The 23441-nt window shown below is 64.7% G+C and carries 18 protein-coding genes, 2 tRNA genes, 1 rRNA gene and 1 riboswitch (1 of these 22 running past the window's edge); of the genes, 12 read left to right on the forward strand and 9 right to left on the reverse strand.

The window, feature by feature from the left end:
* Positions 1 to 101 precede the first annotated feature (101 nt).
* From ftsE to JQ635_RS21520, 4 genes are all read left to right on the forward strand, one after another.
* Positions 102 to 761, forward strand: a complete 660-nt coding sequence (gene ftsE, locus JQ635_RS21505; RefSeq protein WP_018646542.1) for a cell division ATP-binding protein FtsE — start codon at positions 102 to 104, stop codon at positions 759 to 761.
* A complete protein-coding gene (locus JQ635_RS21510) occupies positions 754 to 1722 on the forward strand; it encodes a cell division protein FtsX (protein ID WP_211411780.1) in 969 nt (322 codons plus the stop codon). The genes ftsE and JQ635_RS21510 overlap by 8 nt, the downstream gene beginning before the upstream one ends.
* Before the next feature lie 243 nt (positions 1723 to 1965).
* Positions 1966 to 2670 (forward strand): YdcF family protein, encoded by a 705-nt coding sequence (locus JQ635_RS21515; RefSeq protein ID WP_211411781.1) that lies wholly within the window; start codon positions 1966 to 1968, stop codon positions 2668 to 2670.
* A 35-nt stretch (positions 2671 to 2705) separates the two neighbouring features.
* Complete coding sequence (locus JQ635_RS21520) at positions 2706 to 3479, forward strand: lysophospholipid acyltransferase family protein (RefSeq protein WP_211411782.1); 774 nt, start codon at positions 2706 to 2708, stop codon at positions 3477 to 3479.
* Here the strand turns inward: JQ635_RS21520 and JQ635_RS21525 are convergent.
* Positions 3476 to 4087: a gamma-glutamylcyclotransferase gene (locus JQ635_RS21525; protein WP_211411783.1), complete on the reverse strand. Its 612-nt coding sequence runs from the start codon at positions 4085 to 4087 to the stop codon at positions 3476 to 3478. The two genes, JQ635_RS21520 and JQ635_RS21525, sit on opposite strands and share 4 nt — an antisense overlap.
* A 110-nt stretch (positions 4088 to 4197) precedes the next feature.
* Here JQ635_RS21525 and JQ635_RS21530 point away from each other — a divergent pair, with 110 nt between their 5' ends.
* Positions 4198 to 5382, forward strand: coding sequence for a DUF2125 domain-containing protein (locus tag JQ635_RS21530; RefSeq protein WP_211411784.1), 1185 nt, complete (start codon positions 4198 to 4200; stop codon positions 5380 to 5382).
* A 118-nt stretch (positions 5383 to 5500) separates the two neighbouring features.
* Here the strand turns inward: JQ635_RS21530 and JQ635_RS21535 are convergent, their stop codons facing one another.
* From JQ635_RS21535 to JQ635_RS21545, 3 genes are read right to left on the reverse strand one after another with little or no spacing between them, the layout of a single operon-like run.
* Positions 5501 to 6439 carry a prephenate/arogenate dehydrogenase family protein gene (locus JQ635_RS21535; RefSeq protein WP_211411785.1) on the reverse strand — a complete coding sequence of 313 codons (939 nt, stop codon included), beginning with the start codon at positions 6437 to 6439 and terminating at the stop codon, positions 5501 to 5503.
* Positions 6436 to 7533: a histidinol-phosphate transaminase gene (gene hisC / locus JQ635_RS21540; RefSeq protein ID WP_211411786.1), complete on the reverse strand. Its 1098-nt coding sequence runs from the start codon at positions 7531 to 7533 to the stop codon at positions 6436 to 6438. Before hisC ends, JQ635_RS21535 begins: the two co-directional genes overlap by 4 nt.
* 35 nt (positions 7534 to 7568) lie before the next feature.
* On the reverse strand, positions 7569 to 8417 hold the full coding sequence (locus tag JQ635_RS21545; RefSeq protein WP_211411787.1) for a chorismate mutase: 849 nt from the start codon (positions 8415 to 8417) through the stop codon (positions 7569 to 7571).
* A 205-nt stretch (positions 8418 to 8622) separates the two neighbouring features.
* A riboswitch (SAM riboswitch) is annotated at positions 8623 to 8702 on the forward strand.
* A 90-nt stretch (positions 8703 to 8792) separates the two neighbouring features.
* Here JQ635_RS21545 and metX point away from each other — a divergent pair.
* Both metX and metW read left to right on the forward strand, forming a co-directional pair.
* Positions 8793 to 9995: a homoserine O-acetyltransferase MetX gene (gene metX / locus JQ635_RS21550; protein WP_211411788.1), complete on the forward strand. Its 1203-nt coding sequence runs from the start codon at positions 8793 to 8795 to the stop codon at positions 9993 to 9995.
* Between the two features lie 2 nt (positions 9996 to 9997).
* The gene (metW, locus tag JQ635_RS21555; protein ID WP_211411789.1) at positions 9998 to 10660 is read left to right on the forward strand and encodes a methionine biosynthesis protein MetW; all 663 of its coding nucleotides are present in this window, start codon (positions 9998 to 10000) and stop codon (positions 10658 to 10660) included.
* A 115-nt stretch (positions 10661 to 10775) separates the two neighbouring features.
* On the opposite strand, the gene JQ635_RS21560 is transcribed toward metW, so the two are convergent.
* Positions 10776 to 11639, reverse strand: a complete 864-nt coding sequence (locus JQ635_RS21560) for an alpha/beta fold hydrolase (RefSeq protein ID WP_211411790.1) — start codon at positions 11637 to 11639, stop codon at positions 10776 to 10778.
* Between the two features lie 213 nt (positions 11640 to 11852).
* Here JQ635_RS21560 and JQ635_RS21565 point away from each other — a divergent pair, with 213 nt between their 5' ends.
* Positions 11853 to 12497: a TIGR02594 family protein gene (locus tag JQ635_RS21565; RefSeq protein WP_211411791.1), complete on the forward strand. Its 645-nt coding sequence runs from the start codon at positions 11853 to 11855 to the stop codon at positions 12495 to 12497.
* Between the two features lie 158 nt (positions 12498 to 12655).
* Here the strand turns inward: JQ635_RS21565 and JQ635_RS21570 are convergent, their stop codons facing one another.
* Positions 12656 to 13444, reverse strand: a complete 789-nt coding sequence (locus JQ635_RS21570) for an MOSC domain-containing protein (RefSeq protein WP_211411792.1) — start codon at positions 13442 to 13444, stop codon at positions 12656 to 12658.
* A 239-nt stretch (positions 13445 to 13683) separates the two neighbouring features.
* On the opposite strand from JQ635_RS21570, the gene clpB reads away from it, so the two are divergent.
* The gene (clpB, locus tag JQ635_RS21575; RefSeq protein ID WP_211411793.1) at positions 13684 to 16323 is read left to right on the forward strand and encodes an ATP-dependent chaperone ClpB; all 2640 of its coding nucleotides are present in this window, start codon (positions 13684 to 13686) and stop codon (positions 16321 to 16323) included.
* 86 nt (positions 16324 to 16409) lie between these two features.
* Here the strand turns inward: clpB and JQ635_RS21580 are convergent, their stop codons facing one another.
* From JQ635_RS21580 to JQ635_RS21590, 3 genes are all read right to left on the reverse strand, one after another.
* The gene (locus tag JQ635_RS21580; protein ID WP_211411794.1) at positions 16410 to 16676 is read right to left on the reverse strand and encodes a hypothetical protein; all 267 of its coding nucleotides are present in this window, start codon (positions 16674 to 16676) and stop codon (positions 16410 to 16412) included.
* A gap of 89 nt (positions 16677 to 16765) precedes the next feature.
* A complete protein-coding gene (locus JQ635_RS21585) occupies positions 16766 to 18385 on the reverse strand; it encodes an SMP-30/gluconolactonase/LRE family protein (RefSeq protein WP_211411795.1) in 1620 nt (539 codons plus the stop codon).
* A 153-nt stretch (positions 18386 to 18538) separates the two neighbouring features.
* Complete coding sequence (locus JQ635_RS21590; protein WP_211411796.1) at positions 18539 to 20602, reverse strand: M23 family metallopeptidase; 2064 nt, start codon at positions 20600 to 20602, stop codon at positions 18539 to 18541.
* Positions 20603 to 21628: 1026 nt separating this feature from the next.
* On the opposite strand from JQ635_RS21590, the gene JQ635_RS21595 reads away from it, so the two are divergent.
* The 3 genes from JQ635_RS21595 to JQ635_RS21605 all read left to right on the forward strand — a co-directional run.
* A 16S ribosomal RNA gene (locus tag JQ635_RS21595) occupies positions 21629 to 23117 on the forward strand.
* A gap of 190 nt (positions 23118 to 23307) precedes the next feature.
* Positions 23308 to 23384, forward strand: a tRNA-Ile gene (locus JQ635_RS21600).
* A gap of 33 nt (positions 23385 to 23417) precedes the next feature.
* A tRNA-Ala gene (locus JQ635_RS21605) sits at positions 23418 to 23441 on the forward strand; it runs 52 nt beyond the window's last position.

Below are 23441 nucleotides of genomic sequence, written 5' to 3' on the forward strand. Positions count from 1 at the left end.
ACCGTTAACGAACCGGAAACCATAACGGTCGCAAAAAACGTTGATCGCGCATGGCAGCGCGCCGCGTCGCTTCCATCGTCCCCTCTCGAACGGAGCTGAGCTTGGTTCGGTTCGAAAATGTCGGATTGCGTTACGGTCTGGGGCCGGAGATCCTGCGCGACCTCAGCTTCCAGATCCCCGCGCATTCCTTCCAATTCCTCACCGGCCCGTCCGGCGCCGGCAAGACTTCGCTGCTGCGCCTGCTGTTCCTGTCGCACCGGCCGACGCGCGGCCTCGTCAATCTGTTCGGCCACGATATCTCGCAGCTCGGCAAGGACGAGATCGCGGATTTGCGCAAGCGCATCGGCATCGTTCTGCAGGATTTCCGACTGCTCGACCACATGACGACCTACGAGAACGTCGCGCTGCCGTTCCGCGTCATGGGGCGCAGCGAGTCGAGCTATCGCAAGGAGGTCATCGACCTCCTGCGCTGGGTCGGCCTCGGCGATCGCATGGATGCGCTGCCGCCGATCCTGTCCGGCGGCGAGAAGCAGCGCGCCGCGATCGCGCGCGCGGTGATCTCGCGGCCGCAGCTGCTGCTCGCGGACGAGCCGACCGGCAGCGTCGATCCGACGCTCGGCCGCCGTCTGCTGCGGCTTTTCATCGAGCTCAACAAATCCGGCACCGCCGTCATCATCGCGACCCACGACATCGGCCTGATGGACCAGTACGAGGCGCGGCGGCTGGTGCTGCACCAGGGACGGTTGCACGTCTATGAGTAGGACCGACGAGCGCGGCGTGCTGGTCGACCTCGGACAGGAGCGTCCGCAGCTTCCGGCCAAGGCGCGCAACATGTCGCCGATCGTGCCGCGCGCCTCGATCCAGGGCCGCGCGCTGGTCGCCGTCGTCGCCATCATGACGTTCCTGGCGTCGATGACCACAGGCACGGTGCTCCTGGTCAGCGCCTCCGCCGCGGAATGGCAGTCGGAGGTCGCAAGCGAGATCACCATCCAGGTCCGTCCGCAAGCGGGGCGCGATCTCGACCGCGACGCAGCGGCCGTGACCGAGGCGATGCGCGCGCAGGCCGGCATCGTCGAGGTCAAGCCGTTCAGCAAGGACGAGAGCGGCAAGCTGCTCGAGCCCTGGCTCGGTACCGGGCTGTCGATGGACGATCTGCCGGTGCCGCGCATGATCATCGCGCGCGTGCAGCCCGGCACGCCGCTCGATCTCGGCGCCTTGCGTGCCCGCGTGACGCAGGTGGCGCCAAGCGCCAGCGTCGACGATCACCGCGCCTGGATCGAGCGCATGCGCTCGATGACCAACGCCACCGTGCTCGCCGGCCTCGGCATTCTCGCGCTCGTCATCATCGCGACCATCATCTCGGTGTCGTTCGCGACCCGCGGCGCCATGGCGGCAAACCGCCCGATCGTCGAGGTCTTGCATTTCGTCGGCGCCGGCGACCGCTACATCGCCAACCGCTTCCTGCGGCATTTCCTCAGGCTCGGCCTCGAAGGCGGCGTGATCGGCGGCGGCGCCGCCATGCTGGTGTTCGGCTTCTCCGAGTCGATCGCCGGCTGGTTCTCGGGGACCCCGGTCGGCGACCAGTTCGCGGCCTTGCTGGGCACCTTCTCGCTGCGGCCGTCCGGCTATGTCGTGCTCGCGGTGCAGGCGGTGCTGATCGGCGCCATCACCGCCGTCGCCTCGCGCCAGACGCTGTTCGCGACGCTGAATGATATCGATTGAAGTTTCTTCGCCTCTCCCCGCTTGCGCGGATTCCGGGTGAGGAGGACTCTCCGCGACGCCGACTGCCTCCGTCCCCGCGGAGACTCCCCCTCACCCCAACCCTCTCCCCGCAAGCGGGGCGAGGGAGCACAGCACCGCCGCGGATCGAGTTGTGGTTCGTCGCTTTGATAAGCCTGACAAACCGGACTCCACTTCGCCTCAAAACGTCCTAAAATCATTCAGGGAAGGGATCACTGACATCGCATGACCTCGCCGACCGACGATCGATCGCCGAAACTGCCGCGCGGCTGGCTGCGCGCGACAATCGTGTCGACGATCGCGCTCGCTTTCGTCGGCGCGGCGGCGGGCTTCGTCGCGTTCCTGTCGCAGATGCGCGGCGCCGAGATTGCGCCCGACCGCAAGGCCGACGGCATCGTCGTCCTGACCGGCGGTTCCTCGCGGGTGTCGGACGCGATGGAGCTGCTGGCCGCAGGCTATGGCAAGCGGCTGCTGATCTCCGGCGTGCATCCGACCTCGACGGCAAACGACATCTCGCGGACCTTGCCGGAGAACCAGTCTTTCATGACCTGCTGCGTCGACCTCGATCGCACCGCGCTGACGACCCGCGGCAATGCCGCGGAGGCGCGGCGCTGGGCCGAGGGGCGGCACTTCAAGTCGCTGATCGTGGTCACCTCGAATTACCACATGCCGCGCGCGCTGGTGGAATTCTCGCACGCGATGCCGGAGACCACGCTGATCCCGTTCGCGGTGGTCGGCGACAAATGGCGCGAGGAGCCGTGGTGGACCTCGGCATCCACCCTGCGGCTGCTGTTGTCCGAATATGTCAAGTACATCGCGGCCGAACTCAGGGTGCGGCTGGAGGATTTCGGGATTGACCTTTCACCCGAGATGTCGGAGCAGCCTGCAGGTCAGCAGCCCAAGCGGCCCGCCACCGCACAGGCCAATTGACTGGCAAATTGATCGGCAAATTAATCGGATCGTCGATGTTCCTGATTTTCCTGCGCTCGCTCGTGTTCAACGTGCTGTTCTACGCCGTGCTGGTGTGCCTCGCGATCGTGGCGCTGCCGACCTTCGCATTGCCGCCGCGCGCCATGCTGACGGTCGCGCAATGGTGGGCGAAGACGACGCTGGTCCTGATGCGCGTGATCTGCAACATCAAGGTGGAATTCCGCGGCGTCGAGAAGATCCCGCAGGGACCGCTGGTGATCGCAGCGAAGCACCAGTCGTTCTGGGAAACGTTCGTGCTGCCGGGTTTCTTCCACCGCCCGATCTTCATCCTCAAGCGCCAGCTCATGCAGATTCCGGTGTTCGGCCAGTTCCTGGTCAAGACCGGGATGATCGCGATCGATCGCAATGCCGGCGTGAAGGCGTTGCTGGACATGACGCGGCGCGCGCGTGAGGCGGTCCGCAGCGGGAAGCAGCTCGTGATCTTTCCGGAAGGCACGCGCCGCGCGCCGGGTGCGCCACCCGACTACAAGACCGGCTTCGCGCAAATCTATTCGTCCTGCGGCGTGCAGTGCCTGCCGATCGCGCTCAATTCCGGCCTGTTCTGGCCGCGCCGCACTTTCATGCGCTATCCGGGCACGCTGGTGGTCGAATTTCTCGATCCGCTGCCGCCGGGCTTGCCGAAGGACGAGTTTCTCTCCCGTGTGCAGACTGTCATCGAAGAGGCGACAGGGCGACTCGTCGAAGCGGGGCGGAAAGAGCAGGAGCAGTTGATCGGCAGCGCGCCGAGCTACGCGCCGACTGGAAGCTAGCGACTTTCGCGGTCTTCGCTCGGAGCCGGCGCGTGCAGCGCATGCGCTTCCCCATGCAGCATCGTTGCGAGTTGATGCAATTGCGTGTCGCGAAAGCCTTCGGCCTCGATGGCCTTCACCGTTGCCGTGACGTAGTCGCGGTTGGCGCCGGACTGGCCATGGCCCTGGATGACATGGCGATGCTGATCGGCAAGCGACAGCCGGCCGGCATATTGCACGTGGCCGCGGTCGACGACGTAGGCGAGCGCGGAGACCCGCTGCCGCGCATCGTTCTCCAGCCACACCGAGCGCATCACCTCGCGATAGACCGACGTCACCTGCTCGCGTTCGCGCAGATAGGCGACGACGTCGGCACGGTTCTTCTCGGCGACGCGGAAGGCAATGCCGCGGCAGGCGCCGCCGCGGTCGAGCCCGAGCACGAGGCCGGGCTTTTCCGGCGTGCCGCGATGCACGAAGGAATAGACGCACAGCGCGCGATGCTCGCCGACCAGCCGCGCCGGGACGCGCTCCTCGAATGCGAAGCCCGGCCGCCACATCAGCGAACCGTAGCCGAACACCCAGAGGTCGTCCTTGGCCGTGGTGACGGAGGGGAGGGTGATTTCCGACATGGCGGGCACGGCTACCAGAACCGAGCCCCCAAGCGAAGCGGATTCTCGGCCTTTCGGCGGGGCCGAACCCCGCTTACATTTGACAAAATCTGGGGCCAAAGGGTCGCCGCATGTCCGATATGACCGTTGCCACAGGCCGCCGCTCCCGTTGGGGCCTTTTCATCGCACCCGCTCTCCTGCTGATCCTCGCCCTCGCGTGGACCTGCTTCTGGTTCTATGCCGCTTCGCAGGCCGAGGTGGCCGCAGATGCCTGGCGCGCGCAGGAGGCCAAGTCCGGCCGCATCTATGATTGCGCCAAGCGCTCGATCGCAGGCTTCCCGTTCCGCTTCGAGGTTCAGTGCTCCGGCGCCAGCGTCGCCCTGGTCTTGCAGAACGCCAGCAAGACGCCGTTCACGGCGAAGCTCGACAACATCCTGGTCGTCGCCCAGGTCTACGATCCCAAGCTCGTGATCGCCGAGTTTTCGGCGCCGGCCACGTTGACCGACGGGGTCACGCAAAACACCTTCGTGGTCAACTGGAGCAAGGGTCGCAGCAGCGTGGTCGGCCTGCCGGCCGTGCCGGAGCGTGCCTCTCTCGTGTTCGACGATCCCAATATCAACCGGCTGGACGGCAGCGTGCAGGTGCCGCTCGCGCGCGCCAAGCAAGTCGAGCTGCATGGCCGCCTCGCGGACGGCTCGCCGGCCGACCATCCCGTGATCGAGACCGTGGCCCACATCGCGCAGGGCAGCATCCAGGGCGTTCATCCCTTGCTCGCAGAGCCGTTCGAGGCCGATACCCGCGCCAAGATCACCGGCCTTTCCGACCTCACGCCGAAGCCCTGGCCGCAGCGTTTCCGCGAGATCCAGGCCGCCGGCGGCCATATCGAGATCGTGCAGTCGCGGATCCAGCAGGGCGAGATGATCGCGGTCGCGGCCGGCACGCTCGGCCTCTCGGCCAATGGCCGACTGGACGGCGAGCTGCAGATGACGGTGACCGGCCTCGAGCGCGTGATCCCGGCGCTCGGCATCGAGAAGATGCTGGAGGAGGGCGTGCCGCAGGCAACGCTCGACCGCGTCGCGCCCGGCGTGAAGTCGCAGGACCTCAACAATCTCTTCGGCGCGCTCGACCGCGCCGTTCCCGGCCTCGGCAAGGTGATCAAGCAGAACGCCAACGCCGGCGTTGCCGCCGGCATCAATTCGATCGGCACCGAGAGCACGCTCGAGGGAAAGAAGGCGCGCAGCTTCCCGCTGAAGTTCGTCGACGGCGCCGTGCTGCTCGGCCCGGTGAAGGTCGGCCAGATCCCGCCGCTGTATTGAAACCTCGCTCGTCATTCCGGGGCGATGCGTAGCATCGAACCCGGAATCCATTTCACCCCGCGCGCTGTGGCCCAATGGATTCCGGCCTCGCCCTTCGGGCGCCCCGGAATGACAGGAGCTACGGCTTCTTCTCGAGCTGCCCGTGCTGGCGGCCGAAATCGGCTGCCGATGAATCCTGGCCGATCTCGACGATGCCGCGGCGGATGGCGCGGGTGCGGGTGAAGTGATCGAACAGCGCCTCGCCGTCGCCGCGCCGGATCGCGCGGGTCAGCTTGGCGAGATCCTCGGTGAAGGTGCCGAGCATCTCCAGCACGGCTTCCTTGTTGGCGAGGAACACGTCGCGCCACATCGTCGGATCGGACGCGGCGATACGGGTGAAGTCGCGGAAGCCGCCGGCGGAGAACTTGATGACTTCCGATTCCGTCACCTGCGCCAGCTCGTCGGCGGTGCCGACGATGGTGTAGGCGATCAGATGCGGCAGATGGCTGGTGATCGCGAGCACGAGATCATGATGATCCGGCGTCATCACCTCGACCTTGGCGCCCATCGCCGCCCAGAAGGCGCGCAAGTGAGCGACCGCCCCGGCATCGACACCTTCCGGCGGCGTCAAGATGCACCAGCGATTGATGAAGAGCTCGGCGAAGCCTGAGTCGGGTCCCGAATGCTCGGTGCCCGCGACGGGATGCGCCGGCACGAAATGGACGCCCTGCGGCAAATGCGGGGCCATGTCCCTGACCACCGCGCCCTTGACCGAGCCGACGTCGGAGATGACAGCGCCGGGCTTCAGATAAGGCGCGATCTCCTGCGCCACTGGCCCGCAGGCGCCGACGGGAATGCAGAGGATGACGAGATCGGCATCCTTCACCGCTTCCGCATTGGTGGCCACGACCTGGTCGACGATGCCGAGCTCGATCACGCGCGCGCGCGTCTTCTCCGAGCGCGCGGTGGTGACGATCTCGCCCGCCAGGCCCTGGAGCTTCGCAGCGCGCGCGATCGAGCCGCCGATCAGGCCGAAGCCGATCAGGGCGACGCGCTGGAAATGCGGGTTCACGCTCATTTGCCGGCCATGAAGTCGCGCAAGGCATCGACGACGAGGCGGTTGGCCTCCTCGGTGCCGATGGTCATGCGCAGGGAATGCGGCAGGCCGTAGTTCTTCAGCGCACGCAGCACGAGTCCGCGCCTGGTGAGGAAGGCGTCGGCGTCGTCCGAGGTCCTGCCCTTGTCGGTCGGGAAGTGGATCAGCACGAAATTGGCGACGCTCGGCGTCACCTTCAGCCCGAGCTTGCCGATCTCCTCGGTCAGCCAGTTGCGCCAGGTCTCGGTGAACTGCTTCGACATCGCCTGATGCGCGGTGTCCTCGATCGCGGCGACCGCGGCGTACATCGCCGGCGTCGACACGTTGAAGGGACCGCGGATGCGGTTGACCGCGTCGATGATGTGCTCGGGCCCGAACATCCAGCCGATGCGCAGCGCGGCGAGGCCGTGGATCTTGGAGAAGGTGTGCGTCACCACCGTATTCTCGGTGGTGGCGACCAGCTCGATCCCCATCTCGTAATCGTTGCGCGAGACGTAGTCGCAATAGGCGGCGTCCAGCACCAGCAGCACGTGCGAGGGCAGGCCGGCACGCAGGCGCTTGACCTCGTCGAACGGAATATAGGTGCCGGTCGGATTGTTCGGGTTGGCGAGCCAGACCAGCTTCGTCTTCGGCGTCACCGCCTTGAGGATGGCGTCGACGTTGCAGGTGAGGTTGGTCTCCTCGGCGATCACGTTCTTGGCGCCGACCGCCATGGTCGCGATCGGGTAGACCAGGAAGCCGTGCGTGGTGGAGATCGCCTCGTCACCTTGGCCGAGATAGGTGTGGGCGAGCAGGTTGAGGATCTCGTCCGAGCCGGCGCCGCAGATGATACGGTTCGGATCGAGCCCGAACGAGCGGCCGATCGCTTCGCGCAGCACGCGCGAGGTGCCTTCCGGATAGTCTTCCAGATGATCTGCCACGCGCTTGAAGGCCTCGATCGCCTTGGGCGAGGGCCCGAACGGCGTCTCGTTGGCCGACAGCTTGAACACCTTGCGGCCCGGCTCCGGCACCGGGGTCTTGCCGGGCGTGTAGGGCGCAATATCGAGAATGCCGGGGTTCGGCACGGGGCGGGACATCTTCAACTCCGGATAGGCTTTAGGCGGTACGCGATTTACGATTTCGACCCGGTCGGGGCCACCGTATAGCGTGTTGCGTGGCTGCCGACGAGGGCCGTGGAGCGCACCGAGGCCCCCGCCTCGATCAGGGCAGCCTTGATTTTGTCGATGCTGCTCGCAGCCGTGATCGAAACCAGCAGCGCCGCGCCGTCGAAGGCGGTATCGGGCACCGCCACGATGTCGGCGAGCGGCGACAGCGCCCGCGCGATCTCGGCATTCCACCCCGACACGCGCACGCTGTAGGTCTCGACCTCCGTCACCAGCGCGCTGTCGGCGACGCGCGAGATCGCGAACACCGGCAGCGCGGCCGGATGATCGGCGCGCTCGACGAAGGGCAGCCGTGCGATGATCTTCGGCGCGCCTTCTGCTTCCAGCTCCAGCCACCACGGCGTGCGGCTCGAGGTCGCCGAGACCAGCGCCAGATCGCCCTTGGATTTCGCCACCGCCTCGACTGCGGCCTGCGCGCTGAAATGAGCGACGTAGGGCACCGTGAAACCAAAATGGAAGCGCACGGAATCGCGCATCGCGGGTTCGCTCACCGAGATGTCGGCGTGCACGGAGAACGGCGCCTGCACATAGGTGAAGGTCGAGATGATGACGCGCCAGATGCTCTCGACCGTGTCGAGCGGCAGGATGCCGCGATGACGCTGCACGATCTCGCGCATCATGGAGGCCTCACGCGCCGGGCGGAATGCCGAGCCGACTTCCTGGGTCTGCTTCACCTGGATCAGGCGGTCGATGATGTCGCCGCGCTGCATCAGCAGGCGATGCATGCCCTCGTCGATCGCGTCGATCTCCTTGCGCAATTCCTGCAATGACGGTGGCGCGGGCGGACGTTGGGACATATCTGACAGGACTGTTGAGAGGCGTTCCAATGCGGGCCGGCCAAAGAGACTGGTAAGGTCGAACCCACTGCGATCGACATCTTGATTAGGCAGTCAGGGCGACGAAAGCAAAGAGAAATGACGGCCTGTTCGGCCGGCGAGGCAGGGACGAATTTGGCGGATCCGGACCGCGACTTGACGAAAACCGCCCAAGCCGGTAGGTTTTTGCCTGTTCCGTGGTCATTTGAGCCGGCCGGCTTGCAGCCACGTTAAAAAACTCGCTAAACAGGCCGGGGACGCTTCCGATCCCGGCCGAACCTATCGTTCAGGCCGGGTTTTTCATGGCCTGATGTCAGTGCGGTCCGAAGTCCGATCGCAAACGAGGTCGATGGTCAGATGGTTGGCGTCAAGTCGATTCCGAGCCCTGCGATCAGTGCCGACGATCGGTCGCATGAGGTGGATCATCCGAGCTCGCTGGTCGCGCATTTCGCCGCCGACCAGCCGCTGCCGCTCGATTGCGGCGTCGACCTCACCCCGTTCCAGATCGCCTACCAGACCTATGGCGAGCTCAACGCCGACCGCTCCAACGCGATCCTGATCTGCCATGCGCTGACCGGCGATCAGCACGTCGCCAATGTGCATCCCGTCACCGGCAAGCCCGGCTGGTGGGAGACCCTGGTCGGCCCGGGCCGGCCGCTCGATCCCGACAGGTACTTCATCATCTGCTCCAACGTGATCGGCGGCTGCATGGGCTCGACCGGGCCGGCCTCGATCAATCCCGCCACGGGCAAGGTGTGGGGTCTGGAATTCCCCGTCATCACCATTCCCGACATGGTGCGCGCGCAGGCGATGCTGATCGACCGGCTCGGCATCGACACGCTGTTCGCCGTGGTTGGCGGCTCGATGGGCGGCATGCAGGTGCTGCAATGGACCGCGGCTTATCCGGCCCGCGTGTTCTCCGCGCTGGCGATCGCCTGCTCGACGCGGCACTCGGCGCAGAACATCGCGTTTCACGAGCTCGGCCGCCAGGCGGTGATGGCCGATCCCGACTGGCACAATGGCGGCTATGCCGATCGCGGCATCCATCCGCATCGCGGCCTCGCGGTGGCGCGGATGGCGGCGCACATCACCTATCTCTCCGACGCCGCGCTGCATCGAAAGTTTGGCCGGCGCATGCAGGATCGCGACTTGCCGACCTTCTCGTTCGACGCCGACTTCCAGGTCGAGTCCTATCTGCGCTACCAGGGTTCGTCCTTCGTCGAGCGCTTCGATGCCAACGCCTATCTCTATTTGACGCGCGCGATGGACTATTTCGACATCGCCGCCGACCATGACGGCGTGCTGGCGAAGGCGTTCGCCGGCATCCAGACGCGGTTCTGCGTCGTTTCCTTCACCAGCGACTGGCTGTTTCCGACCTCGGAATCGCGTGCGCTGGTGCATGCGCTGAACGCCTCGAGCGCGCGGGTGTCGTTTGCCGAGATCGAGACCGATCGCGGCCACGATGCCTTCCTGCTCGACGTCCCCGAGTTCTTCGACATCTCCCGCGCCTTCCTGCAATCGGGCGGCAAGGCGCGCGGACTGAACGGCGGGGGTGGCTAGCAATGTCAGTGCAGGAAGTGCTGCCGCTGGGCGGCGTTGCGACCGGGCAATCCGGCCAGGTTCGCGCCGACCATCTGCTGGTAGCCGATATGGTCAAGCCGGGCTCGAAAGTGCTCGACGTCGGCTGTGGCGACGGCGACCTGCTTCAGCTGCTCGAGGCCCGCGGCATCGACGGCCGCGGCATCGAGCTGTCGCGCGAGGGCGTCAACCGCTGCGTTGCCAAGGGCCTCGCGGTGGTGCAGGGCGACGCCGATACCGACCTCGTCAACTATCCCGACGACGCCTTCGACTACGTGATCCTGTCGCAGACGCTGCAGGCGACGCGGCAGCCGAAGGTCGTGCTGGAGAACCTGCTGCGCATCGGCCACCGCGCCATCGTGTCGTTCCCGAATTTCGGCTTCTGGAAGATGCGGCTGCAGCTCCTGATCGGGGGCCACATGCCGCGCACGGAGAACCTGCCCGCGACCTGGTACGACACCGCCAACATCCACTTCTGCACCATCAAGGATTTCGTCGAGCTGTGCGACGCGATCAACGTCAAGATGGAGCGCTCGGTGGCGCTCGATCTCTATGGCCGCCCGGTGCCGCTGAACCTGCCCTGGTGGGTGTGGAACATGTTCGGCGAGCAGGCTGTGTTTCTGCTCAGCCGGGGCGGGGGAAAATAATCGCTTCGTCATTCCGGGGCGATGCGAAGCATCGAGCCCGGAATCCATCGTGCCACAACGCCTGCCACCCAATGGATTCCGGGCATGCGCCTCGCGGCGCATCCCGGAATGACAGTCAATGCGCCGCCAGCGACCTGGGATCGCGCACCGGCCATCGTCCGGCTTCCACCAGCGTCACGAACCGCTCCACGCTCTCGTTGAACAGCGCGGGCTCCTCGAGATTGAGCACATGGCCCGACTTCGGAAACATCGCGAGCCCTGCGGCCGGCAGATGCTTCTTCAGGAACAGGCTCGCTCCCACGCACGGATCGTCCTCGTCGCCGCAGATGATCAGCGCGGGCGTTGCCGCTTTGTTGATCGCATCCGTCATCGTGTAGATCGAGGGCCGGCCGCCCTGGAAGCCGCGCATCGTGTTGGCCGACCCCTTCGCATCGTGCCGCGCCAGCGCGGCGTAGAAATCGGCGTGGCCACGCGGGTCCTTGACCAGGAAGGGAATCCGGCTCGGCGCCTCGCGCGTGACCTTGGCGACTTCGGCCGAGCCCAGCCTCTCGAACTGCTCGGCATTGGCGCGGCATTGCTTGCGCCAATTGTCGAGATTTTCTAGCTCGGAGCCGGAGCCGACGCCGGCCAGCGTCATCGACAGCGCGCGATGCGGCGCGTTCAAGCCGATCTGGAGCGAGGAGTAGGCGCCCATCGAGAGCCCGACGAGATGCGCGCGCTCGATCTTGAGATGGTCGAGCACGGCGAGCGCATCGGTGTAGAAATGCGTGTAGGTGTAGACCTCGCCCTCAGGCACGTCCGACGGCGTGTAGCCGCGCGCCGAATAGGTGATGCAACGGTGGCCGCGCGAGAAGTAGCGCATCTGCGGCTCCCAATTGGTGTAGTCGGCCGCGAACTCGTGCAGAAAAATGATCGGCGTTCCCTGACCCGCCTCTTCGAAATAGATGCGGACGTCATCCCAGGTCGTGGCGTGGGGCATTAACTGTTTCCCTCTCTTCAAGCCGCCTTTGCAGGATCGCAGTTAATGCTGATGTCCGCAATGCGGCAGCATCGCACCAGCACCGGCACAAAATCATCGCAGCTATTCGCAGGCGTTGCGTCTTTTTCTCGCCACATCCGGAAGCTTTACGCCCCGGCGGATGTCGGCCACCGCACGGGCCGACGGGAAGTGGGGTGTAACGAAGGATGAAGAATGGTTGAGTTGTTTGCGTACCGCCTGTCGCGTTGTGTTGTCGCGCTGGCGGTTTTCTTCGCGGCGGTTGCCGCGTTCGTTTCTCCGGCCTCGGCGCGGCCGCATCATCGTCATAGCGCGGAGCGGCACGCTTACGTGCACCACGCCAGGCATCACCACTACCGCCATCATGCACGCAGCTCGCGCTTCGAGCGCAGCGCGGCGCAGTTGCAGGCGGGCGGCTTCGCCGACACGCAAGCCAGCTATGATCCGAATGCCAGTGCCGGCGGTGCGGGCATGGGCGGCGGCTTCGGTGGCGGATCGGGCCTCGTGTCCGAGGCGCGCCGTTATCTCGGCGGTAATCCGACCGGGCGCGGCAACCTGTGGTGCGCGCGCTTCATGAACATGGTGCTGGAGCACACCGGCCATCGTGGCACCGGCTCGGACATGGCGAACTCGTTCGCGCGTTACGGCACGCGCGTCTCTGGTCCGCAGGTCGGCGCCATCGCGGTGATGTCGCGCGGCGGCCGCGGCGGCCATGTCGGCATCATCACCGGCATCGACGCCCAGGGTAATCCGATCATGATCTCCGGCAACAACGGCAACCGCGTCCGCGAGGCGCCGGTCTCGCGCGGCCGGATCTATGCGTATGTGATGCCGAATTAGAGTGAGATCCGTAGGGTGGGTTAGCTGGCGGTCGCGCGAAGCGCGGTCCGCTGGCGTAACCCACCTCTTTGGTCTCCGCGGCGACTGAAATGGTGGGTTACGCCAGCGGACCGCGCTTTGCGCATCCGCTTCGCTAACCCACCCTACGGCAGCTCGGCTCACATCAGCTTTGGCTGCTCCACGGCAACCGCATCGCCCACCCCGATCTCTCCGTCGGCGATCACCTCGGCATAGATGCCGCAGTCCATGTGGCCGAGATGGCGCGAGAGCGTCGGTGGGATCTCGAGATCGCGCTTGGCGGTCACCGGGTCGACATTGGTGGCCGGGCAGCGGACGATGCGTTTGACCACCTTCAGCCGGGCCTCGCCGATCACGAGCGTCTGGCCGACGAGGTCGAGCTCCGACCAGGCCGGCCAGCCTTTCACGTAAAGATTGCCGCGGAAGCGCAGCGGATGCACGGCGGTGCCGCCGAGCATCGCCTCGATGGCGCGGACGCTGTCGAGATTGATGATGGACACGACCTTGCGGGCGACGTCGGAAAAGCTGTGGTCGCGGCCGGACAGGACTTTTGGTGGGCCCTTCAACTCCGGCTGGAAGTTCTCGGTGAAATAGCTCTCGATGGCGGCGCGCCCGGCGGCCGTCTCGAGATCGCCGCTGGCGACGATCTGGCCGTCCTTGCGGATGGTCAGGCGGTTGGTCGCGTCCTCGAAGCGGCTGTCGAGGGAGGCCAGGCGCTCATTGCGCGCTAGCATCAGGAACAGGATTTTGGGCTTCCATTCGGGCGCCTCCGGATCGAAGCCGCTCGGGCCGTTCTCGATGGCGTAGCGGCGGTCGGCGGGCAGCGTCTCCCCGCGCCGCAATGGGATGCGGGAGAGGGGCTCCGGTGTCAGGCCCTTGATGGGGTAGCGGTAGAGGCCGGTGATTTCGGCGGATTGGCTGGCTGTCATGTCGCTACTTAGGGGATTCGACGCAGCTCCGCCAAGCCGGCGGATCAGTGCACGAAATTGTGAAGTCGCCTCTTTCGCATCCGCAACCCGCTTCCCACATCTGCCTCAGGCTGGCGGCCACGCCGGTCCACGACGACCGTTACCGGTTGAGAAACGTCAATGCGGTAATTGGAAACCCAATGAAGATGCCGTTTGGGGTGCCTTAGAGGGCCCCAGGGGCAGGCCGAGGGACAGAAAAGATGAATATCGACAAATATACCGAACGCTCCAGGGGCTTCATCCAGTCCGCGCAGTCGCTCGCGGTGCGCGAGGGGCACCAGCAGTTTTCCACCCTGCACGTGCTGAAGGTCCTCTTGGACGACAATGAAGGGCTCGCGGCCGGCCTGATCGACCGCGCTGGCGGCAATTCCCGTGCGATCCTGAAGGCGACCGAGGAGGCCCTTAACAAGGTGCCGAAGGTCTCCGGCGGCGGCGCCGGCCAGATCTATCTCGCGCCCGAGCTCGCCCGCACCTTCGACGCGGCTGAGAAGGCCGGCGAGAAGGCCGGCGACAGCTTTGTCACCGTCGAGCGGCTGCTGCTCGGCCTCACGCTGGAGAAGAGCAGCGAGGCAGGCAGCCTCCTCGCCAAGGGCGGCGTCACCCCGCAAAACCTCAATGCGGCGATCGAGGCGCTGCGCAAGGGCCGGACCGCGGATTCCGCGACCGCCGAGAATGCCTATGACGCGCTGAAGAAATACGCCCGCGACCTCACCCAGGCGGCGCGCGACGGCAAGCTCGACCCGGTCATCGGCCGCGACGAGGAGATCCGCCGCACCATCCAGGTGCTGTCGCGCCGGACCAAGAACAATCCCGTCCTGATTGGCGAGCCCGGCGTCGGCAAGACCGCCATCGCGGAAGGCCTCGCGCTGCGCATCGTCAACGGCGACGTGCCCGAGAGCCTGAAGGACAAGAAGCTGCTGTCGCTCGACCTCGGAGCACTGATCGCCGGCGCGAAATACCGCGGCGAGTTCGAGGAGCGGCTGAAGGCCGTGCTCCAGGAGGTGACCGGCAGCGAAGGCACCTTCATCCTCTTCATCGACGAGATGCACACGCTGATCGGAGCCGGCAAGGGCGACGGCGCGATGGATGCTTCCAACCTGCTCAAGCCGGCGCTCGCCCGCGGCGAGCTGCACTGCATCGGCGCGACCACGCTCGACGAGTACCAGAAGCACGTCGAGAAGGACGCGGCGCTGGCGCGGCGCTTCCAGCCGATCTTCGTCAGCGAACCCTCGGTCGAAGACACCATCTCGATCCTGCGCGGCCTGAAGGACAAGTACGAGCAGCACCACGGCGTGCGGATCACCGATTCCGCACTCGTAGCCGCGACGACGCTGTCCAACCGCTACATCACCGACCGCTTCCTGCCCGACAAGGCGATCGACCTCATGGACGAGGCCGCGGCGCGGCTGAAGATGCAGGTCGATTCCAAGCCGGAAGAGCTGGATTCGCTCGATCGTGAGATCATCCGGCTCAAGATCGAGCAGGAGGCGCTGAAGAAGGAAAGCGATCTCGGCTCCAAGACCCGTCTCGAATTGCTCGAGAAGGAGCTGGCTGAGCTGGAAGAGAAGTCGGCGGCGCTGACCTCGCGCTGGAGCGCGGAGAAGAACAAGCTCTCCAACGCCCAGAAGCTGAAGTCCGAACTCGACGCACTTCGCGTCGAGCTCGCCAATGCGCAGCGGCGCGGCGAATTCCAGAAGGCCGGCGAGCTCGCCTATGGCCGCATCCCGGAGCTGGAGAAGAAGCTCGCGGACATCGAGGCGCGTGAAGGCTCGGGCGAGATGATGGAGGAGGCGGTCACCGCCAACCACGTCGCGCAGGTGGTCTCGCGCTGGACCGGCGTGCCGGTCGACAAGATGCTGGAGGGCGAGAAGGAGAAGCTCCTGAAGATGGAGGAGCAGCTCGGCGCCCGCGTGGTCGGCCAGGCCGAGGCCGTGCGTGCGGTCGCAACCGCCGTGCGCCGCTCGCGCGCGGGCCTGCAGGACCCGAACCGCCCCACCGGCTCGTTCATGTTCTTAGGGCCCACCGGCGTCGGCAAGACCGAGCTGACTAAGGCGCTTGCGGAGTACCTGTTCAACGACGAGACCGCGATGGTCCGCCTCGACATGTCCGAATACATGGAGAAGCACTCGGTCTCGCGGCTGATCGGCGCGCCTCCGGGCTATGTCGGCTATGACGAGGGCGGCGCGCTCACCGAGGCGGTGCGGCGCCGGCCTTACCAGGTCGTGCTGTTCGACGAGATCGAGAAGGCGCATCCTGACGTCTTCAACGTCCTGCTGCAGGTGCTCGACGACGGTCGCCTGACCGATGGCCAGGGCCGCACCGTCGACTTCCGCAACACGCTGATCATCATGACCTCGAACCTCGGTTCGGAATTCCTGGTGAACCAGCCGGAGGGCGAGGATACCTCAGCCGTGCGCGAGCAGGTGATGGGAATGGTGCGCGGGCACTTCCGCCCCGAATTCCTCAACCGCGTCGACGAGATCATCCTGTTCCACCGCTTGCAGAAGAGCGAGATGGGCCGGGTCGTCGAGATCCAGTTCGCCCGGCTGCAGAAGCTCTTGACCGATCGCAAAATCGTGCTGACGCTCGATGCCGCCGGCCGCGACTGGCTCGCCGCCAAGGGCTGGGACCCCGCCTACGGCGCACGGCCGCTGAAGCGGGTGATCCAGCGCTATCTCCAGGATCCGCTCGCCGAGATGATCCTCGGCGGCGACGTCAGGGACGGCGACAACGTCGCGATCTCCTCCGAAGGCAACGTGCTGACCTTCAACGGCAAGGCGCCGCAGACCGCGGAGATCGCCCAGTTCGAGGCGCCGATGCCGAAGCGAAAGCTGAACTGAGCGTCATCGTGGCCTGAAAACGACAACCGCCCCGGAGAGACTTCATCTCTCCGGGGCGAATTGTTTTCGTCGGTCCGGTAGACGTCCTAGCCGACGGCGGACGCGGAGCCGGGTTCGGCCGGTCCGGCCTCCTCGTCGTCCTCTTCCAGCTCGGACAGGATGTCGACGAGCTCGCGCACCCGTCCCTGCGCCAGCGGCCGCAAATCGTTGATCATCGGCTCGTCATTGGCGAGCCAGGCCTGGGCCTCAGCGAGTTCCTCGACGGTCGCGCCGGTCCCGATGATCTGGGCAATGGTGACGTCGTCGGCCCGGTCCACGGCCTTGATGACATCGTCGCGTGAGAGGCGCGTCATGGGGCGATCCTCCTGCTGGTGGTCCCGTTACCCTCTAACCGGGGAGCCGGCGGACCGGTTCCCTCGCAGCCGGATTCCGATGGCAGACGCTACTTCTTCACTGCCTTGTAGATCGCGTTCTCCACGTCCGAGCTGAAGTAGATGACGCCCGTCGCGCCGATCGCCACCCCCGTTGGAATATGCGTCGGCAGGCCGCCCGGCGCGCCGGTCAGCCCGATCGGAAGATCGGCGGCGATCTCGGTGACCCCGCCGGTCTCCGGCGCGATCTCGATCAGCCGCTTGGCGCCGACTTCCGCCACGATCAGCTTGCCGTCGCGGCTTCGCGCGATGCCTTCGGGCATTTTCAGCTCCCTGGCGAGCACGGTCTTCTCGCCGTTGCTGTCGACCCTGGCAACGGTGCCGGCAAAGGCTTCGGTGACATAGACCTCGCCGCCCGGCCCACTGACGAGCCCGACCGGGCCCTCGAGGTCGCCAATCAGCGTGGTGCGATCCTTGCCGTGCTCGCCGCTGACGCGGACCAGCGACTTGGTGCCGAGCTCGGCCACCAGAATACTGCCGTCCGCGAGCACGGTGGCATCGTGCGGCGCCTTGAAGCCGTGCAGCATGTCGCGCGTTGCGCCGGTCTTGCCGTCGATCACCTGCACGGTGCCGGTGAACCAGCTCGACAGGACCACGTCGTTGCCCTTCGCCGTCGCGCTCATCGGATATTCGAGCGTGACGCCGGCGGCGTGCATGCGCGCCTTCTCGCTGACCTCGCCGGTCGCACCATCCACGGTGCGATAGGCGAATACGTCGGCGACGTGGATCGTATCCTTGCCATTCTCCGAGGTGACGCCGATGCCGCCGGGCAAAGCGAGCTTGCCGATGATGATCTGCTTGGCCTGTCCGGTCGCCGGATCGACCTCCTGGATGCCGTTGTCGGCCATGTTGGAGACGTAGATGCGATCCCTGTCGTCGATCGCGAGATTGTCCAGCGAGGGCTTCAGCTGCGCGACCACAGCCTTGGCGCCCGACTTGGGATCGACCCGCACGAGCTGGCCGAGCGCGGTATCGACCACAAAGAGGTTGCCCTTGGAATCGAAATTCACGGCGGCCGGCACCTTGAAGCCGTCGGCAACCACCGTCAGCTCAGCCTTGTCGACGTCGACCCTGGCGACCTGTCCCTTGAACCAGAGCGGACCGTAGAGCTTGTCGTCGGGACCGAACTCGAAGCCGTTGAGGCCGCCCATCTTCTCCATGATCTGGCGGGGCGGTTTGACGCCCTCGACGTCGATCTCATAGAGCGTGTCGCCGAGGAAAACGGTCGTGGCGTAGAGCCTGCCGTCCTTGCGGAAGGCGAGGGAATTGATGCCGGGAAGGCCGGAAGCGAGCTTCCTGATCGGGCCATCGCCCTTGCGCGCATAGAGATCGCCCGCCATGAAACCGGTCCAGGCCATGGTGCCGTCGGGCGCGAACGCGATGTCGTCGGCCATTCCGATCGGAGCGGGGATTGCAACCTTGGCGGTACCAGCGGCGATATCGACCTCGTAGAGCGCGGCGCCCGCGACGCTGCCCGCAAACAAATGGCCGCCCTTGTCAATCCCGAGCCCGTGCACGCCATGGAACGCCGAACCCGGAACGAGCCTGGTCACCTCCCAGTTTTCCGCGGATGCGTTCGAGATCGAGAAAACCGCGGCAATCAGGGCCGCGCAGGCGAGCCTGTTCTTCATGGCGAGACCTCCCATTTTTTTGGAAAGTATTCGCCCGTCATGCGGCTTTGGCAAACGAAACTTGACGTTGTGGCGCCATGAAATGGCAGCGCCTCGCAGCGTTCCGTTCAGTCGTGTTTGAAGATGGTCGGCCGGAGTCGGACGGTTGCCGACTTAGCGGTTCGTCACCTGCAACGGCCCGCCTGTGGCGTCCGATATGCGGGCGATGGCGGCACCCCGGCCGCTCATCATACCGTCGAGCCGATCGCGCTCCTTCTCGAAGCCGGCGAGCACCGCGCCTTCCAGCGAGCGGCCGCGCGGCAGTTTCACGCGCAGCGGATCGACGAAGCGGCCGTTGACCAGGATTTCGTAGTGGACGTGGGGACCGGTCGACTGGCCGGTCGAACCGACGAAGCCGATCACCTGGCCCTGCCGCACCTTCTTGCCGACTTCCATGCCCTTGGCGAACGCCGACATGTGGCCGTAAGCGGTCTCGTAACCGTTGGAATGCTTGATGCGGATGTATTTGCCGTAGCCGCCTTCGGGGCCGGCCTTTTCGATCACGCCGTTGCCGGAGGCGAAGATCGGCGTGCCGTAGGCGGTGGCCCAGTCGACGCCGGTGTGCATCTTCACGTAGCCCAGGATCGGATGGCGGCGGCCGCCGAAGCCCGAGCGCATGATGGCGTTGTTGACGGGCTTGCGGACCAGGAACTTCTTGGCGCTCTTGCCGGTCTCGTCATAGTAGTCGACGACGCCGTCGTCGGGGCTCTGATAGCGGTAGTATTTCTTGGTCTCGCCGCCGACCGTGAGCGAGGCGAACAGCACGTCGTTCTTTTCGCTCGACGTCACGCCCTCTTCTTCGCCGGCGTAGAAGACGTCGAAGGAATCGCCCGGCTGCACCTTGCGCTGGAAATCGACGTCGTAGGAGTAGATCTTGATCATGTCCTCGATGACCGGCATCGGGACCTTGTTGCGCATCGCGGTCTCGTAGATGCTCTGGTAGAGCCGGACGCCGGTGCCGTCATCGTCGTCATCGTCGTCGCTATTGGCGTTGGCCGCAGCGTCCGCGACGGTGTTCATGCTGGAGACGTCGACCGCGACGTATTTGCCGAGGTCGGACAAAGCCGCGATCGCCTCGACCATGGTGTCGTTTGCAACCACGACGCGATAGGGCTGGAGCCGGGCGCCGGGGCTTGCGGGCGCCATCAGGATGCGGAGTTTTTCGCCTTCCTTCAGGCCGCCGTCGCGGCCGCGCGGACCGAGTGTCGCGGTGATCGCCTTGATCTCGTCGGCGGTGGCGCCGAGATCGCGCAGCACGGAGCCGACGCTGTCGCCCTTCTTGACCAGATGGACGCGCTCGCCATTGGGATTGCCGCCGGTGATCTGTTCCTTGGTCTTCGGCAGCAGCGTGACGTTTTCCGGCACCACGCGCGTCTCGAAGCCGGCATAGGGATCGGACGGCGACACCTCGGTGGCGTAGGCCATCTTGATGTCGGACGGGCCGGTCGCGCCGGAGACGTCGGCGGCGGCATTGGCGAGCGAGGCGTAGCGCACCCCGCCATTGCCGCGCCAGTTGGCGGCATCGCGCACCCGCATCAGGATGTCGTCGAGCGCCACCACCGCGGAAATCTTGGCTTTCGGCAGCACCGGCGACAGGTCCTTAGTGACGAAGGAGACCTCGGCGTCGGGCTCGACGGCTTCCGGATTGTTCGGATCGTCCGATGCCGTCTTCGGATCGGAGCCGACGTCGGTGAGAAGACGCTGGGCGTTGAACGGCGGAATCTTCGCCGACAGATCGCTCGTCGTCATCGACAGATTGCCGGCGATCCGGACGAAGGGGCGCACCCGCATCACGTCGCGGTTGCCGACACGGGCAACCGTCGAGACGCGTACGATGTTGCGCGAGGCCGTGGACTCGCTCGGGGGCGGCAGGCGGTCGCTCTTGTGCAGCGTGGCGGCGCGATCAGCCGCGCCGAATGCTCCTCGCAGCGCGCCTTCGACCCGTTCCGGAACCTTGGCGAAGGTCATCTCGCCGTCGAGAGATGCGAAAACGGCGCCGCCGATCAGGGCCGCGCCGCAGAGTCCGGTCAGAATTGTCCCACTGAACCATTGTACCGAGACGCGACGGCGGTCGATGACGGCAGCTTCGGAACCATCGACGGACAGCGGCGGCTCGTGGCCGAGATCGATGATCCCGGTCTCACGCCCATAAGCGCCGCGTGACGTCCTGTGGTTCAACCCAAGTCCCCCAATCAACGACCCAAAAGACCTATACCAGCAGGCCTATACCAGCCCGGTTTCGAGCCCCTTCCTGGCCGCCCTCTTCGAGGGGCATCGCAGGAACAGGCAAGCCGCACAGGCGTCCGCGGTCAGAAGGCCCCGATGACGGGCCGGCCGAAATTACGAACAGCTAAGCGGAAAAAGATCTCTCGATGTCTCTCGAATGTCCGAAGAAGGCTGCTTCATTGTCTGATCGCCTTCCTCTGACCCCACTAAAATCGCCGGCAGCCCCCACTGGCATCCCGCGATTCAAGCTTGTCTCTTATCAGAACGCCGCGGGATTGTGGCTCAAGTACGGCGCCTAATATCGAAAAAGTTTCCTGAACGGGCGGGCGGCGGGGCCTCCCAGGAGGGGGCGCCGAAAGCCGTCTCCGGGACCCCTCCGGAGCCCCCCAGGAGGTCGCCGGGGGCCAAACTTTTTTTCAGATTTTTTGCCGGGTCGGTCGATCTGGCGCGCTCTGCGGTCCGCTAACTGTCTGGAAACGCGTGATTTTCTTTGCCGATCCACTGTGCGACGATTTGTTGACGATTGGCGTTGACAGCCCGGAAGGTGGGGCCTATAACCCCAACCACTGAGCGCGGCGCCGCCGGGTCACTGACCAAGGCGAGCGAACGCGCCACTGATGCTCCTCACCTTGTTGAGTGAACACAACAGCCGACGCCAGTCGGTTGGAGTTCATCCATCGTCGGTAAGGGTGTCGGAACCCTTCCTCTCAGGAAGGTTGGGACCTCTCCGGTTCCGGGCTGTTTGACAAGTGAAGATGAAGAAAGAGAAACGTGGACGGCGGAGTCCTTGCGGGTCTCGCTTCTGAAAAGCCTCGGCTTTTCTGATCGAGACCGGACGAAAGACTTCGGCGGTACACGTTTTAAAGGAAACACCATCGTTGCCAGCGATGTGAATCGCAGGCAGCTCGGCGGCTTCGGTCGTCGAAAAATGGTGGGACCTCGTCAAACGTTGTGATCAGCCGGTTCAAAGTTCAAGTCCAACTTGAGAGTTTGATCCTGGCTCAGAGCGAACGCTGGCGGCAGGCTTAACACATGCAAGTCGAGCGGGCGTAGCAATACGTCAGCGGCAGACGGGTGAGTAACGCGTGGGAACGTACCTTTTGGTTCGGAACAACACAGGGAAACTTGTGCTAATACCGGATAAGCCCTTACGGGGAAAGATTTATCGCCGAAAGATCGGCCCGCGTCTGATTAGCTAGTTGGTGAGGTAATGGCTCACCAAGGCGACGATCAGTAGCTGGTCTGAGAGGATGATCAGCCACATTGGGACTGAGACACGGCCCAAACTCCTACGGGAGGCAGCAGTGGGGAATATTGGACAATGGGGGCAACCCTGATCCAGCCATGCCGCGTGAGTGATGAAGGCCCTAGGGTTGTAAAGCTCTTTTGTGCGGGAAGATAATGACGGTACCGCAAGAATAAGCCCCGGCTAACTTCGTGCCAGCAGCCGCGGTAATACGAAGGGGGCTAGCGTTGCTCGGAATCACTGGGCGTAAAGGGTGCGTAGGCGGGTCTTTAAGTCAGGGGTGAAATCCTGGAGCTCAACTCCAGAACTGCCTTTGATACTGAAGATCTTGAGTTCGGGAGAGGTGAGTGGAACTGCGAGTGTAGAGGTGAAATTCGTAGATATTCGCAAGAACACCAGTGGCGAAGGCGGCTCACTGGCCCGATACTGACGCTGAGGCACGAAAGCGTGGGGAGCAAACAGGATTAGATACCCTGGTAGTCCACGCCGTAAACGATGAATGCCAGCCGTTAGTGGGTTTACTCACTAGTGGCGCAGCTAACGCTTTAAGCATTCCGCCTGGGGAGTACGGTCGCAAGATTAAAACTCAAAGGAATTGACGGGGGCCCGCACAAGCGGTGGAGCATGTGGTTTAATTCGACGCAACGCGCAGAACCTTACCAGCCCTTGACATGTCCAGGACCGGTCGCAGAGATGTGACCCTCTCTTCGGAGCCTGGAACACAGGTGCTGCATGGCTGTCGTCAGCTCGTGTCGTGAGATGTTGGGTTAAGTCCCGCAACGAGCGCAACCCCCGTCCTTAGTTGCTACCATTTAGTTGAGCACTCTAAGGAGACTGCCGGTGATAAGCCGCGAGGAAGGTGGGGATGACGTCAAGTCCTCATGGCCCTTACGGGCTGGGCTACACACGTGCTACAATGGCGGTGACAATGGGATGCGAAGACGCAAGTCCTAGCAAATCTCAAAAAGCCGTCTCAGTTCGGATTGGGCTCTGCAACTCGAGCCCATGAAGTTGGAATCGCTAGTAATCGTGGATCAGCACGCCACGGTGAATACGTTCCCGGGCCTTGTACACACCGCCCGTCACACCATGGGAGTTGGTTTTACCTGAAGACGGTGCGCTAACCAGCAATGGAGGCAGCCGGCCACGGTAGGGTCAGCGACTGGGGTGAAGTCGTAACAAGGTAGCCGTAGGGGAACCTGCGGCTGGATCACCTCCTTTCTAAGGATGATCCTTCAGCGAGCTTCGGCTCACTATCGGATCGTTTTAGAAACATCAGTGGCCAACAGATCGCCAGATCGTTGAGCTGCATTGGCGGGATTTCGCCGTCTTCGTTTCTCTTTCTTCGCGGACGAACACGCGCTGGGCCTGCAACGGCAGGATCCAGGGTCCTTAACGGGATATGCGTTAGGGGCTTGTAGCTCAGTTGGTTAGAGCGCGCGCTTGATAAGCGTGAGGTCGGAAGTTCAAGTCTTCCCAGGCCCACCACTTACATCGAGTGAGCATTCGTCTTCTGGTTACGGGGCCATAGCTCAGCTGGGAGAG

Origin of the sequence: Bradyrhizobium iriomotense, assembly GCF_018130765.1 — a bacterium.
Classification (GTDB): Bacteria; Pseudomonadota; Alphaproteobacteria; order Rhizobiales; family Xanthobacteraceae; genus Bradyrhizobium; species Bradyrhizobium iriomotense_A.

Coding starts and splice junctions, on each gene's coding strand:
- JQ635_RS21585 (WP_211411795.1), bottom strand. CDS start 18,385: ATGAAGAACAGGCTCGCCTGCGCGGCCCTGATTGCCGCGGTTTTCTCG.
- hisC (WP_211411786.1), bottom strand. CDS start 7,533: ATGTCCCGCCCCGTGCCGAACCCCGGCATTCTCGATATTGCGCCCTAC.
- JQ635_RS21515 (WP_211411781.1), top strand. CDS start 1,966: ATGACCTCGCCGACCGACGATCGATCGCCGAAACTGCCGCGCGGCTGG.
- JQ635_RS21510 (WP_211411780.1), top strand. CDS start 754: ATGAGTAGGACCGACGAGCGCGGCGTGCTGGTCGACCTCGGACAGGAG.
- JQ635_RS21525 (WP_211411783.1), bottom strand. CDS start 4,087: ATGTCGGAAATCACCCTCCCCTCCGTCACCACGGCCAAGGACGACCTC.
- JQ635_RS21545 (WP_211411787.1), bottom strand. CDS start 8,417: ATGTCCCAACGTCCGCCCGCGCCACCGTCATTGCAGGAATTGCGCAAG.
- metW (WP_211411789.1), top strand. CDS start 9,998: ATGTCAGTGCAGGAAGTGCTGCCGCTGGGCGGCGTTGCGACCGGGCAA.
- JQ635_RS21560 (WP_211411790.1), bottom strand. CDS start 11,639: ATGCCCCACGCCACGACCTGGGATGACGTCCGCATCTATTTCGAAGAG.
- clpB (WP_211411793.1), top strand. CDS start 13,684: ATGAATATCGACAAATATACCGAACGCTCCAGGGGCTTCATCCAGTCC.
- JQ635_RS21570 (WP_211411792.1), bottom strand. CDS start 13,444: ATGACAGCCAGCCAATCCGCCGAAATCACCGGCCTCTACCGCTACCCC.
- JQ635_RS21520 (WP_211411782.1), top strand. CDS start 2,706: ATGTTCCTGATTTTCCTGCGCTCGCTCGTGTTCAACGTGCTGTTCTAC.
- JQ635_RS21580 (WP_211411794.1), bottom strand. CDS start 16,676: ATGACGCGCCTCTCACGCGACGATGTCATCAAGGCCGTGGACCGGGCC.
- JQ635_RS21535 (WP_211411785.1), bottom strand. CDS start 6,439: ATGAGCGTGAACCCGCATTTCCAGCGCGTCGCCCTGATCGGCTTCGGC.
- JQ635_RS21530 (WP_211411784.1), top strand. CDS start 4,198: ATGTCCGATATGACCGTTGCCACAGGCCGCCGCTCCCGTTGGGGCCTT.
- metX (WP_211411788.1), top strand. CDS start 8,793: ATGGTTGGCGTCAAGTCGATTCCGAGCCCTGCGATCAGTGCCGACGAT.
- JQ635_RS21565 (WP_211411791.1), top strand. CDS start 11,853: ATGGTTGAGTTGTTTGCGTACCGCCTGTCGCGTTGTGTTGTCGCGCTG.